This is a genomic window from Cellulomonas sp. CW35 (assembly GCF_052378485.1).
Taxonomy (GTDB): Bacteria; Actinomycetota; Actinomycetes; order Actinomycetales; family Cellulomonadaceae; genus Cellulomonas; species Cellulomonas uda.
The window spans coordinates 107,790-120,377 of record NZ_CP199000.1 but is presented as its reverse complement, the minus strand read 5'-3'; the positions used below and the strand labels follow the sequence as shown (position 1 = coordinate 120,377).

Sequence of the window (12,588 nt, the reverse complement as noted above, 5' to 3'; positions counted from 1 at the left end):
CCCGTACGCGCGGATACCCACGGGTGTGGGTAAGCCTGTGGACAACGCGCGCCCGGCGACGACGCGCGTCAGGCGCGGACGTCGTGCAGGTGGTGCACCACGTCGTGCAGGAAGTACTGCCCGAGCGTCCCGACCGTGAAGAACGAGCCGTTCGACCGGCGGCCCGTCCGCTCCCAGGCGTCGTGCGGCACCTCGTCGAACGCCGCCGCCGTCGCCTCGCCCGCCTCGACCAGCTCGTCGGCCACGACCGACGGGTCCTGCAGGTCGTACCGGTCCGCGAGGGCCGTGGCGTCCTGGTCCCAGTTCTCGAACAGCGGGTCGTCATGCTCGAGCATGAGCGCGAGGCGCTCACCGAAGATGCGGAACACGTCCCGCACGTGCGCGCCGTACTCGAGCACCGACCACACCGCAGGCGCCGGGCGCTCCCGCGCGTCCGTGCGGCTGAGCGCGGAGACGTAGCGCGGCAGCAGGTCCCGCACGGTCGGCCCGATGTGCCGCGGGTCGACGTCCGCGGCGGTGAACCCGCACTCGCCGCACCGCTCGTACAGCACCCAGGTCCAGTCCTTCTCGTCGGGCACGATCGTGTCGGGTTCGCTCATGCCCCCGCACGCTAGCAATGCGACCTCTCGACGACGAGAGGGTCCACCGCCGTTCTCGCACCCTTCTCTGCCACGGTGCCGGTCCGCCCCCGGTCGGTCGCGCGGGTCAGCCGGCGAGGGCGGCCTTGAGGAACGCGATGTCCTCGGCCTGGCCCTCGGCCGGGGTCTCGACGACGGCGTCGCAGCCCGCCTCGCGCACCACGTGCGCGATGAGCTCCGGCGGGATGGTGCCGTGCGCGAAGCTCGCGTGCCGGTCCCGGTTGGACCCCGCCTCGTCGCGCGAGCTGTTCGCGTGCACCAGGTCGATCCGGCCGGTGATCGCGGTGACCTGCTCGACCACGGTCTCCAGGTCCAGGCCCGACGCCCACGCGTGGCACGTGTCGAGGCAGAAGCCCACGTCGTACTGCCCGATCGCGTCCCACAGCCGCGCGATGGCGTCGAGCGTGCGCGCGCACGCGTTCTCGCCGCCCGCGGTGTTCTCGACGAGCACGCGCACCGGGAACGTGGCGCGCTCGAACGTCTTGCGCCAGTTCTCGACGCCCACGGCGAGGTCGTCCCCCGCGCCGACGTGCCCGCCGTGCACGATCAGCCCGCGCGCGCCCAGCGTCGCGGCCGCAGCGCTGTGCTGCGCGATCATGGTGCGGCTCGGGATCCGGATGCGGTTGTTGGTCGACGCGACGTTGACCAGGTAGGGAGCGTGCACGTACACCCCGAGACCGCTCGCGACGATCGCGTCGGCGTCCTCGCGCGGGACGGGCTTCTTCCAGCCCTGCGGGTCCGCGAGGAACACCTGCACCGCCTGCGCGCCGGTCTCGGCGGCGGCCGCCACCGGGTCGTCACCGCGCGTGTGCGCACCGATCAGCACCACGTCGTCACCCTCGTCCTCGTCTCGTCGTGCCGGCCCGTGCCGCGCCACGTCGCTCGACCCCCGACGCTAGATGCGACCCCCGACACGCATCCACCCCAGGACGCCGCGGCTACGCGCTCGCGCACAGGGCGCGTGAAGCGGATCTGACATGTTGTGTCATGCTGTCAGCATGCCCAAGATCATCGGCGGGTCCCTGCACGAGCACCGCGAGCAGACCCGGCAGAAGCTGTTCGCAGCGCTGTCGACCCTGATGGCCGAGCGCGGCTTCGACGCCATCACCCTCGCCGAGATCGCCCAGGCCGCCGGCGTCGGCCGCACCGCCGTCTACAACCACTTCCCCGACAAGGAGGCGCTGCTCGTCGGGTTCATCACGAACGAGACCGAGGAGTACGCCGCAACGCTGCAGCGCGCGCTCGACGACCTGGACGACCCGGTCGAGCGGCTGCGCACCTACGTCAGCCAGCAGATCCAGCTCAAGCGCATCTACCACCTGGCGCCCGGACCCGAGCTGCGCAGCGTCCTGTCCCGCCAGACGCAGGCGCGCGTGCGCGAGCACGTCGTCGTCGTCGAGCGGATCCTGCGCGAGATCCTCTCCGACGGCATCGCGTCCGGCGTCTTCCCTGACCAGGACCTCGACACCACGGTCCCGCTGGTCAACGCGTGCCTGTCCGGCCGGGGCGTGCCCGACGACGGGCCCGAGCGCGAGCGCGCGATCGTGCAGACCGAGTCGTTCGTGCTGCGGGCGGTCGGCGTGCAGGTCCTGCCGGGCACCCCCGTGGCCGACGAGGCCGCGACCGCCTCCGACGACGACGTCACCACCTCGTCCGACGAGCGCGTGCCCGCCGCGCTCACGGCCTGACCCGCGTGCCGCAGCAGGGCCGCCGCCCGCACGCCTCCGCAGGCCGCGCGGGCTCGTCGGGCCGAGCGGGCTCGTCGGACCGCGCACCCTCGTCGGGACGCGCGGGCTCGTCGGGCCGCCGCCGTCCCGCGCCCGCGCGCGTCGCGAGCCCTCCGTCGCCGCGCCGCACGCGCGTCGAGCTGACGTTCCTCGGCGGGCTGGGCGACGTCCTGGCCGACGAGGTGCGCGAGGTCCTCGCCGTCGACCCGCGCCCCGTGCCGGGGCGGGACGACGCCCTCGTCGTCGACCTCCCCGGGGACCGGCTCGCCCAGGTGCGCCGCCTGCGCACCGCCGTCGCGGCGTTCGTCGTCCTGCACCACGACGTGCCGCGCCCCAAGTCCCTGCTGTCGGGCGAGCACCTGCAGAGGATCGTCGACGCGGCGTACGCGTCGCTGCGCGTCGCGGGGTCGTCGACATTCCGGTTCGAGGCCGCGGGCGCGGACTCGGCGGTGTTCGCGCGGCTCGGTGACGAGCTCGCGCGCGCGACGGGCCTCAAGCACGACGCGACCGACGGCGAGCTCGTCGTCAAGGTCCGGCGCGGTGCGCGGCGCGACGAGCGGACCGACCCGGGCTGGGACGTGCTCGTGCGCGTCGGCCCGCGCCCGCTGTCCGCCCGGCCCTGGCGCGTGGCGGACTTCCCCGGCGCCGCGAACGCGACCATCGCCGCCGCGATGGTGCGGCTCGCGGGCGTGCGGGACGAGGACCGCGTGCTCAACCTCATGTGCGGCTCGGGGACGCTCCTCGTCGAGCGCCTGCTCGCGGGGGGAGCCGCGGGTGCCGTCGGCATCGACCTCGACGAGCACGCGCTGGCCGCCTCGCGCGAGAACCTCGAGGCCGCGGGGCTGACCCGCCAGGTCACGCTCGTGCGGGCCGACGCGCTCGACCCGTCGGTGTGGCCCACCGGCCCCGCGACCGAGCCCGCCGACCTGGTGCTCGCCGACCCGCCGTGGGGCACGCTGCACGGCTCGCACGCCGACGCACGGGCGGTGCACGCGGGCCTGCTGCGCGCCGCGCACGCCGCCTCCGCACCCGGCGCGCGGCTCGTCGTGCTCACGCACGAGGTCAAGGTCATGGAGGCCGCCGTGCGCGAGGCGGCGGCCCTGTGGCGCGCGCACCCCCCGGTGCGCGTCTACGCCAAGGGCCACCACCCCCGCATCTGGCTCCTCGACCGCGCGAACTGACGCCTCAGGACCGGCGGTCGGCGATCCACTCGTCGATGCGGCGCCAGTGGTCGAACAGCCAGGCCTCCTGATCGGTGGTCGTGCGCGGGACGTCGTCCGGCTGCACCGACCAGCCCTTCATGACGATCTCCTTGTCCATCGGCAGCTCGCGCCAGATGTCCGCGACGGTGACGAGCCGGTCGAGGCCGGTGTGCGCGACGAACACGACGCCCGCCTGCGGGGCCGCGTCGAGCGCCGACAGCAGGCCGCCGGCGTGCGGGGCCATGACGTGCGCCATCTGCTCGGCCTGCGCGGCGAGCTCGGTGCGGCCCGCGCGGCGCAGCGCCTCGATGCGGCCGAGCCGGCGACGCGGGGTCACGTTGCCGCCCTCGGGGAAGATCAGCAGCGCGTCGTCGTGGTCCAGCCCGCGCGCGAGGTCCCCGACGAGGTCGGACATGCCCGGTCCGGCCGCGGGGCGCGCGCTGCGGGGCGTGACGAACTGCGTGGGCAGGCGGTTGAGCAGCACGTCGATCGCGGGGTCCCACTGCAAGGTGTCCTTCAGGACGATGCGGGGCTCACGGTCGAACCGGGTGAGCAGGGCGTGCACGAGGATGAACGAGTCCCCCGGCCCGGCGTGGCGGCTCGCGACGACGACCGGCCGCCCCTCGAGGAGGTGCCCGAGGTCCGCGTCCTCGACCACGATGCGCAGCCGCAACGTCCAGCGCACCTGCCAGAACAGCACGTCGAGCATCCGCGCGGCGAACACGTAGTGCGCGCGCTGGAGCGCGGGCGCCCGCAGCTGCCACCCGAACCCGCTGCCCACCCAGAGGGCGAACGCGACGACGAGCGCCACCGCGTCCCAGTACAGGTAGAACACCGCCATCCACACGGCCCGCACGAGGCGCAGCCGGCCGGGCAGGAGCCACGTCATCACCGCTCCGACGAACGCCGCGAGCAGGACGCCCACGGGCAGGACGACGAGCGCGAGCAGCACGACGAGCGGGGCGAGCACCACGCGGCGCACCCAGCGGGGCGGGAGCCGCCAGATCGGCGCACCGCCCTGGTCGGTCATCGCCCGTCCAGGTAGGCGCCGCTCGCCGCGTAGGCCGCGTCCATCCGCGCACGGACCGTGTCCATCCGCTTGTACGACGAGAGCTTGTCGTCGCCCTTCGTCGGACCGCCGCCCGGCAGCACGTGCACCGTGACGCCCTCCGGGGCCTCGTCGACCTCGCGGGAGAACCGGTGCCGCCGCGCGATCTCGAAGCTGACGCGGGCGACGTCCGACGGCCGGTCCGGGTTGGTCAGCGGCTCCTCGATCCGCCCGACCTGCAGCACGTACACCGCGGTCGCACCCCGCCGCCACGCCTCCGACAGGGGGATCGAGTTCACGAGCCCGCCGTCGACGTAGTGCTCGCCGTCGATCTCGGTGGCCGGCAGGATCCCCGGCACCGACGCGGACGCCATCACGGCGGGCAGCACCGGGCCCGAGTCGAACCACTTCTCGGCCGCCCGCTCGATGCACGCCGCCGCGACCGCGAGCGGCACCGTGAGGTCCTCGAACCGCGTGTCCGCGCCGATCATGCCCGCGACCAGCTCACGCAGCGGGCTCGGGTCGTTCAGGTGCGTGCGGGAGCGCACGAGGCGCGCGAGCTGCTTGGGCCACGAGTCCCCGTAGACCGCCGCGGCCGCGGGTGACGCCCACGCCTCCGCGAGCCGCTCGACCACCGCCGGCGTCGGGTCCGCCGCCACCGCGGAGCCGTTGATCGCGCCGATCGACGTCCCGACGACGACCTGGGGAACGATCCCGCGCTCGAACAGCGCCCGCAGCATCCCGACCTGCACCGCGCCGCGCACGCCACCGCCGCCGAGCACGAAGCCCACGCTCATGCAGCCGATCGTGGCAGACCACCCCCGCCCCCGCGATCCCTCCCCACGGGTGGTCCGCGACCCCGCGCTTCCTCCGGGTGTGCGACCGCTGAGCCGGAGCAACCGCGGGGTCGCGGCGGGGACGGACGACGAGACCGTGGTCGCTCCGGGATCGACGTGTCAGAGCCGGAGGAACGACGGGGTCGGCGGGGTCGGCGGGGGGCGGCCGTGGGAGCGGTGAGAATGGGGGGGTGACTGAGGTGAAGGCGGGGCGGCTGCCCCGGGTGCGTGCGTCGGAGCTCGTCGGCCGCGGGTGGCTCAACACCGGTGGGCGGGACGTGACGCTCGCGGACCTGCGCGGCAAGGTGGTCGTCCTCGACTTCTGGACGTTCTGCTGCATCAACTGCCTGCACGTTCTCGACGAGATGCGCGAGCTCGAGGCCGAGTTCTCCGACGTGCTCGTCGTGATCGGCGTGCACTCGCCGAAGTTCGTGCACGAGGCGGACCCGGTCGCGCTCGCGGCGGCGGTCGAGCGGTACGAGGTGCACCACCCCGTCCTGGACGACCCGCAGCTGCACACCTGGCAGGCGTACGCCGCGCGGGCCTGGCCGACGCTCGTCGTGATCGACCCGGAGGGGTACGTCGTCGCGCAGATGGCGGGCGAGGGGCACCGGCACAACCTCGAGGTGCTGGTCCGCGAGCTCGTCGCGGAGCACGACGCGAAGGGCACGCTGCACCGCGGGTCCGGACCGTACGTCCCGCCCCAGGCCACGCCGGGGACGCTGCGGTTCCCCGCGAAGGCGGTCGCGCTGCCGAACGGGCACCTGCTCGTGGCCGACGCGGGCCACCACTCGCTGGCCGAGCTCGAGGCCGACGGCGAGACGCTCGTGCGGCGCATCGGCGCGGGCGAGCGCGGGCTCGTCGACGGCGGCCCCGACGAGGCGCGGTTCAGCGAGCCGAACGGCCTGTGCCTCGTGCCCGACGAGCTGCGGCCGTGGCTCGGGTACGACGTGCTGGTCGCGGACACCGTCAACCACGCGCTGCGCGGCGTGCGGCTCGACGACGGCACGGTCACGACCGTCGCGGGGACCGGCGAGCAGCTGATGGTCGGTGCGTCGGACAACGTGTCGGCGGCGCTCGGCGGCGGCACCGGGGCGGGCTTCGCCGGGCCCGCGCGAGCCGTGCGGCTCTCGTCGCCGTGGGACGTCGCGTGGTCGCAGGAGTGGGGCGCGTTCGTCGTCGCGATGGCCGGCAACCACACGCTGTGGGCGTTCGACGACAAGGAGGGCTCGATCGCGCACGTCGGCGGCACCATGAACGAGGGCCTGCTCGACGGCCCGCTGCCGGGGGCGTGGTTCGCGCAGCCGTCGGGCCTCGCCGTGGGCCCGGACCGGCGGATCTGGCTCGCGGACTCGGAGACCTCCGCGCTGCGCGTCGTCACGCCCACGCACGCGACGATCGGCGACGGCACCGTGCGCACGGTCGTCGGCGAAGGCCTGTTCGACTTCGGCCACCGCGACGGGCGGGCCGACGAGGCACGGCTCCAGCACCCGCTCGGCGTCGCCGTGCTGCCCGACGGCTCGGTGGCCGTGGCCGACACGTACAACGGCGCGGTCCGCCGCTACGTCCCGTCGCGCACCGACGACGAGCCGGGCGAGGTCACGACGATCGCCACGGGCCTGGCCGAGCCGAGCGGCCTCGTCGTGCTGGGCGAGGGTGCCGACGCGGTGCTGCTCGTCGTCGAGTCCGCGGCCCACCGGGTCACGCGGGTCGCGCTGACCGGCGTGGTCGACGCGACCGTCGACGGCGGCTCGCACCGCACGCAGCGGCCCGTCACGGACCTCGCGCCGCGGGTGCGCCTCGACGTGGTGTTCACGCCCGCGACGGGGCAGAAGTACGACGACCGGTTCGGCCCCTCGACGCGCCTGCAGGTCTCGTCGACCCCACCGACGCTGCTGCTCGAGGGTGCGGGCGACGACGTGCCGTTCGAGCGCACGCTGGTGCTCGACCCGACGGTCGGCGAGGGGGTCCTGCACGTCACGGCCCACGCCGCGTCGTGCGACGACGACCCCGCGGTGGAGTACCCGGCGTGCCACCTCAACGCGCAGGACTGGGGCGTCCCGGTCCGTGTCACCGCCGACGGCGACGCAGCCCTGACGCTCCCGCTGCACGGCTGACGCACGGGACCGGCCCGTCCGTCAGGAGGCGCCCTCGATGGCGACGGCCGTCAGGGCGTGCAGCGCGGTCGTGACCACCGGACCCTGCGCGGCGTTGGGGGACGAGCCGATCTCGACGAGCCACGACCCGTGCACCACCTGCGTGACGAGCTGCTCGCTCTCCCCGTCGGCGGGGCTCCCACCCCGCGCGATCGCGGACGCGGCCCCGTCCCGCTGCATGAGCACGGCCCACGCCGACCCGCCGAGCGTCTCGGTGGTCGCCGCGGCCATCGCGCACAGGCGCGGCACCACACCGGACTGCGCCGCGGTGATCGCGGCGGCACCCGCGACGACGACCCGCTCGGCCGTGACCGACGGGTCCGCGATCGGCACGGCCGACGCACGTGCCCGGGCCCGCGCGCGCTTCACGCGGTACTGCGCGATGTCCGCCCGCCGGAACAGGTTGCGCGCCGAGATCTCCCCCGTGATCGCGGTCGACGCGAGGCCGTAGGAGATCGCGGCGCCGTGCGGCAGCGGGAAGTCCGACGTGGTGCTGGACATGACCTCCGCGACCTCGGCCCGGTGGTGGCCCACCGTGACCAGGCAGAACTCGTCGCCGCCGAGGCGGGCGGCCGTCGAGCCCGGCAGACGGTCCGCGGCGCGGCGCAGCACGTCCGCGACCGAGCGCAGCAGGTCGTCACCCGTGTCGTGGCCCAGCTCGTCGTTCACGCGCTTGAGGCCGTCCACGTCGCACATGACGATGCAGACCTCCTCGCCCGACTCGAGCGCGGCCTCCGCGGCCGTGTCGGCGACGCGGCGGTTCGACAGCCCGGTCAGCGGGTCGTCGGCGACGAGGTGGCGGATCTGCTCCTCGAGGTCGACGCGCGCGATCGCACCCGCCGCCAGCGCCGCGACGACCTCGGCACGGGCGAGGTCGTCGATCGTGAACAGCCCGTTCTCCGGCCCGCGCATCGCGAACAGCTCGCCCCACACGGCACCGTTCACGACGATCGGCGCGGCCAGCGAGCTCGCGGCGCCGACCTGCTGCAGCATCTCGATCTCGACCGGGTCACCCGCGTCCGGGTCGCCCGGCTGCGTGGGTGCCCCGGTGACGTCCTGCGCGTGTGCGATCCACGACTCCCGCTCCCGGATGAGCCGGCGCAGCGCGGGCCGGTCCTCCGCGCGGTACGAGCCGCGCAGCCGCCAGACCTGGCGCGGGTCCGTGGCCGGCTCGGTGTGCAGGACGTGCAGCGTCTCCTGCTCGATGCGGCACGTGGCCGCCAGCCGGGCCTGGAGCACCTCGGCCGCGACGGCCGCCGCGGTCTGCACGACCTCGTCGAGCGAGCGCGCGTGCTCGAGCCTGCGGGCGGCCATGGCGAAGCCGCGGACACCGCTGAGAGCCGCCGCGGCTCGTCGGTCCGCGCGCGCTCCGGCCGTCACCCGTGGCGTCACGGGGACATCATCGCGTGCCGGGACGCCTCGCGGACACCTCGCGGCACCCGAATCACTCGTTCCGCACAAATCGCCCGCGTCGGACCGCCCGACGAGGCCGCGGCAGAGGGTCAGGCGGCGACGAACCGCTCGCCGAGACCCGCGAAGACCGCCTGGTTCAGCCGGAAGGCCACCCGCGCCTCCGCGACGGTCGCGGCGCGCCGCTCGTCGTCGAGGGGCAGCGCGTCGAGGCGCTCCCGGTACACGTCCTTGAACGGCTTGAGCCGGTGGATCTCGGGGAAGTCGTAGAACGAGACGCCCTCGTCCGGCACGCCGTAGTGGCGTTGCACCATGCGCTTGACCACCTGGCCGCCCGAGAGGTCGCCGAGGTAGCGCGTGTAGGCGTGCGCCGCGTACAGCGTGAGGTCCGACGAGCACGCGGTGAGCCGCTGAGCGTAGGCCCGGGTCGCGGGCAGCAGCTCGACCCGCACCGCCCAGTCCGGGCCGATCAGGTGCGCGAGGTCCGACTCGATCGCGGGCAGTCGCGTCAGCTCGTCGAACACGAGGCCGTGGTCGCCGCCCGCCGCCCGCAGCGTGGCGCCCGCGTTCTCGAGCGCCGCGTAGATCGCGAGCTGCTGGACCGCGAGCGCGGTGTAGGCGTCCTGCCCGAGCCGGCCGCCCATGAGCGCCTCGATGAACGCCATGCCCTCGGCCTCGCCGTGCACCTCGCGGGTGCCCTCGCGCAGTGCGCGGGACAGCGGCTGGTCCAGCGGGAGGTCGGTGCTGCCGGCGGGCACGGAGGTCGTCGTCACGGGCGTCTCTCTCGGTCGTGGGCGCACGGTGATGACGTGCTGTCAGGAACAGTACGCCACGAAGTAAGGATTGCCTCACTCGCCCGTCGTCCAGATTCCGGGACGCGAGCCGCGCCCGGGACGACGAAGGCGCCGCGCAGCCCGTCGGCCACGCGGCGCCCGTCGTCGGACCAGCACTGGTCACACCGTCGGCGGCGGCACCTCCCGGTGCTCCACCACGGCCGTGTGCGACGTCCTGGTGCGCTGCGAGTTCAGCACCAGCGCGAGGATGAGCATGAGCGCGCCCGCACCCATGCAGATGTACCCGATCACCGTCAGGTTGACGCCGTCGATCGCGTCCCTCACCCCGAAGGCCAGGATCGCGCCGATCACGAGCAGCCCGATGCCGCCACCGATACCCATGCGTGACTCCCTTCGTCGACGGCCGTCAGGCCGCGCCCAGATCTCGGAGTCTCGCTCGCGCCGGCACGAACCGCTCGCCGAACGTCCCTTTCGTCCCGGTTCTCAGCCCAGGACGTCCGGGTACGCCACGGCGTCATCACCCGTCCGAGCGAGCACGTGCTCGGCCAGGAAGGCCTCGACCGTCGCGTACCAGACCACCGCGTGCTGCGGCTGCAGCACCCAGTGGTTCTCGTCCGGGAAGTACAGGAACCGGTGCGGCGAGCGCCCCTCGTCGTCGGCCGGCAGACCCGACTTCGCGAGCAGCTCGTACCACAGCCGCAGCCCCTCGCCGATGGGCACCCGGTAGTCCCGGTCCCCGTGGATGACGAGCATCGGCGTGCGGATGCGCTCGACGAACCGGTGCGGCGACGCCTCCGACGCCATCTGCTCCGTCATCTCCCGCTGCCAGTAGAACGCCGCGTCCGTCGTCGGGCCGAACTGGTCCAGCGCCCACAGGCTCGCGTGCGTCACGATCGCCCGGAACCGGTCCGTGTGCCCCGCGACCCAGTTCGCCATGTACCCGCCGAACGAGCCGCCCATCGCCGCCGTGCGCGTCTCGTCGACCGCCTCGTGCTGCTCCGCGACGTCCGTGACCGCCATGAGGTCGGTGAACGGCGCCTCGCCCCACGCACCCCATCCCGCCTGCACGAAGTCCTGCCCGTACCCCGTCGACAGCGCCGGGTCCGGCAGCAGCACCGCGTACCCCCGGGCGACCAGCAGCCACGGGTTCCAGCGCCACGACCACGCGTTCCACGAGCCGAGCGGCCCGCCGTGGATCCACAGCAGCAGCGGTGCCGGGCTCGCGGCGTCCGCACCCTCGGGCAGCGCGAGCCACGCCCGCACCCGACGCCCGTCCGCGACCGTGGCCGTGACCTCCTCGAGACGCCCCGGCAGCTCGGGTGTCGGCGCCGGCGACCGCAGCGCCACGGCCTGCGTCGGGACGCTCGTCAGGTCGATCCGCACCGGGTGCGCGGGCGCGAGGTACGACGAGCGCAGCGCGTACGCCGTGCGCCCGTCGGGAGCCACCCGCACGTCCGTGAACGCCGCGTCGTCGCTGGTCACGCGCGTGACCGTGTCCGGCGCACCGGCGTCGCCCAGGTCCACCCGGAACACCGGCGCGCGGCCCTCGTCGTCCGCGACGACCAGCAGGCCCGACGAGTCCGGGAGCCACACCGGGCTCCCCGGCCACCGGTCCCAGTCCGCCGCGACCACCCGCGACTCGCCACCCGCGAGGGGCACCAGCCGCAGCCCGACGCGCGGCGCCAGGTGCGGCGTCGAGATCGTCTCGTACCCGAACACGACCCACCGGCCGTCGGGCGACACCACCGGCGAGAACGCGTCGAACGCGTCGTCCTCGACGAGCGTGCGGCGCTCACCGGACGCCACGTCGACCACGACGAGCACGCTGCGTTGGTCACCGCGCGCCCGCGGCCGGTTCCAGCCCGTGACGAGCGTCGTGCCGTCCGGGGAGATCGCCGCGTGCTGCTCGACCAGCGCCGCACCCGCCTGCGGGGTGCGGTCGGCGAGCGTCAGGCGGGGCTCGTCCTGACCCGCCAGCGGCGCGTCGTCGGCGCCCGTGACCAGCGCGGAGACGTCCGCGGTGAACAGGTGCGGGAAGCCGGGGCCCAGGTCGTGGTCCCAGAACCGCACGGGGTACCCGTCGTGCAGGATCGCGCCGACCTTCTTCTCCTTGCGGTCCTTGCGCAGCCTCTCGTCCTGCTCCTCGTCGGCGGCGCGCGTCAGCACGTCACCCGTGAGCAGCACGACGTCAGCCGCATCCGCCGTCGTCGGGCCACCGAGCCCGCCCTTGCGCGCCGCGACCACCCGCGCCTCCGCACCGTCCCGCGGCAGCAGCCACAGCGCCGGCGGGTTCTCGTCGTCCCCGTCCTTCGCCGCCGGGTCCGGGCGGGCGCTCGTGAACAGCAGGTCACCGGCGGCCGTGAACGCCGCCCCGCCCTCCGACTTCGCCGACCGGGTCAGCCTGCGCGCGGGCCTCTCGCCCGCCGGGTCGACCTCCCACAGCGCGGTCACGTACGCGGTCTTCTTCGCGTCGAGCGTCGAGACGCCGACGACGAGCCGCTCCCCGTCGGGTGACAGCGCGAGCCCACCGACCCGCGGGATCCCGACGTACTCCTCCAGCTCAGCGATCCTCATCCCTCCGTCCTACCACCCCACCCCCACACCACCCCCCACCCCATCCCGCCCCCGACGCCTCGGCCGACCCCACCGCGCCGGATCCCGGAACAACCCCGGTCTCGACGGCCCGCTCCCCGCGACCCCGCGCTTACTCCGCCCCAGCCCCGCCACACCCGGAACAACCCCGGTCTCGACCGGACCGTCCCCCACGACCCCGTGGT

At 74.6% G+C, this 12,588-nt stretch carries 11 protein-coding genes; 3 read left to right on the top strand and 8 right to left on the bottom strand.

The window, feature by feature from the left end; all coding sequences use genetic code 11:
* Nucleotides 1-68 precede the first annotated feature (68 nt).
* Together ACT17Q_RS00540 and ACT17Q_RS00535 are read right to left on the bottom strand one after the other, a co-directional pair.
* A complete protein-coding gene (locus ACT17Q_RS00540; protein WP_094181349.1) occupies nucleotides 69-599 on the bottom strand; it encodes a DinB family protein in 531 nt (176 codons plus the stop codon).
* 106 nt (nucleotides 600-705) lie between these two features.
* Nucleotides 706-1,467, bottom strand: coding sequence for a deoxyribonuclease IV (locus ACT17Q_RS00535; RefSeq protein ID WP_444663963.1), 762 nt, complete (start codon nucleotides 1,465-1,467; stop codon nucleotides 706-708).
* Nucleotides 1,468-1,636: 169 nt separating this feature from the next.
* Here ACT17Q_RS00535 and ACT17Q_RS00530 point away from each other — a divergent pair, with 169 nt between their 5' ends.
* Both ACT17Q_RS00530 and ACT17Q_RS00525 read left to right on the top strand, forming a co-directional pair.
* Nucleotides 1,637-2,326 carry a TetR/AcrR family transcriptional regulator gene (locus tag ACT17Q_RS00530; RefSeq protein ID WP_232514491.1) on the top strand — a complete coding sequence of 230 codons (690 nt, stop codon included), beginning with the start codon at nucleotides 1,637-1,639 and terminating at the stop codon, nucleotides 2,324-2,326.
* Nucleotides 2,327-2,331: 5 nt separating this feature from the next.
* Nucleotides 2,332-3,546: an RsmD family RNA methyltransferase gene (locus tag ACT17Q_RS00525; RefSeq protein ID WP_444663961.1), complete on the top strand. Its 1,215-nt coding sequence runs from the start codon at nucleotides 2,332-2,334 to the stop codon at nucleotides 3,544-3,546.
* Between the two features lie 4 nt (nucleotides 3,547-3,550).
* Here the strand turns inward: ACT17Q_RS00525 and ACT17Q_RS00520 are convergent, their stop codons facing one another.
* Together ACT17Q_RS00520 and ACT17Q_RS00515 are read right to left on the bottom strand one after the other, a co-directional pair.
* A complete protein-coding gene (locus ACT17Q_RS00520; RefSeq protein WP_444663959.1) occupies nucleotides 3,551-4,597 on the bottom strand; it encodes a 1-acyl-sn-glycerol-3-phosphate acyltransferase in 1,047 nt (348 codons plus the stop codon).
* Complete coding sequence (locus ACT17Q_RS00515; RefSeq protein WP_444663957.1) at nucleotides 4,594-5,412, bottom strand: patatin-like phospholipase family protein; 819 nt, start codon at nucleotides 5,410-5,412, stop codon at nucleotides 4,594-4,596. Before ACT17Q_RS00515 ends, ACT17Q_RS00520 begins: the two co-directional genes overlap by 4 nt.
* A 230-nt stretch (nucleotides 5,413-5,642) precedes the next feature.
* Here ACT17Q_RS00515 and ACT17Q_RS00510 point away from each other — a divergent pair, with 230 nt between their 5' ends.
* Nucleotides 5,643-7,568: an NHL domain-containing thioredoxin family protein gene (locus tag ACT17Q_RS00510; protein ID WP_444663955.1), complete on the top strand. Its 1,926-nt coding sequence runs from the start codon at nucleotides 5,643-5,645 to the stop codon at nucleotides 7,566-7,568.
* Nucleotides 7,569-7,589: 21 nt separating this feature from the next.
* On the opposite strand, the gene ACT17Q_RS00505 is transcribed toward ACT17Q_RS00510, so the two are convergent.
* The 4 genes from ACT17Q_RS00505 to ACT17Q_RS00490 form a co-directional block, all read right to left on the bottom strand.
* Nucleotides 7,590-8,999 carry a GGDEF domain-containing protein gene (locus ACT17Q_RS00505; protein ID WP_244937642.1) on the bottom strand — a complete coding sequence of 470 codons (1,410 nt, stop codon included), beginning with the start codon at nucleotides 8,997-8,999 and terminating at the stop codon, nucleotides 7,590-7,592.
* A gap of 110 nt (nucleotides 9,000-9,109) precedes the next feature.
* The gene (locus ACT17Q_RS00500) at nucleotides 9,110-9,790 is read right to left on the bottom strand and encodes a biliverdin-producing heme oxygenase (protein ID WP_444663953.1); all 681 of its coding nucleotides are present in this window, start codon (nucleotides 9,788-9,790) and stop codon (nucleotides 9,110-9,112) included.
* Nucleotides 9,791-9,970: 180 nt separating this feature from the next.
* Complete coding sequence (locus tag ACT17Q_RS00495) at nucleotides 9,971-10,192, bottom strand: DUF6458 family protein (RefSeq protein WP_094181354.1); 222 nt, start codon at nucleotides 10,190-10,192, stop codon at nucleotides 9,971-9,973.
* 102 nt (nucleotides 10,193-10,294) lie between these two features.
* On the bottom strand, nucleotides 10,295-12,385 hold the full coding sequence (locus ACT17Q_RS00490) for a S9 family peptidase (RefSeq protein WP_141318794.1): 2,091 nt from the start codon (nucleotides 12,383-12,385) through the stop codon (nucleotides 10,295-10,297).
* Nucleotides 12,386-12,588: the final 203 nt, after the last annotated feature.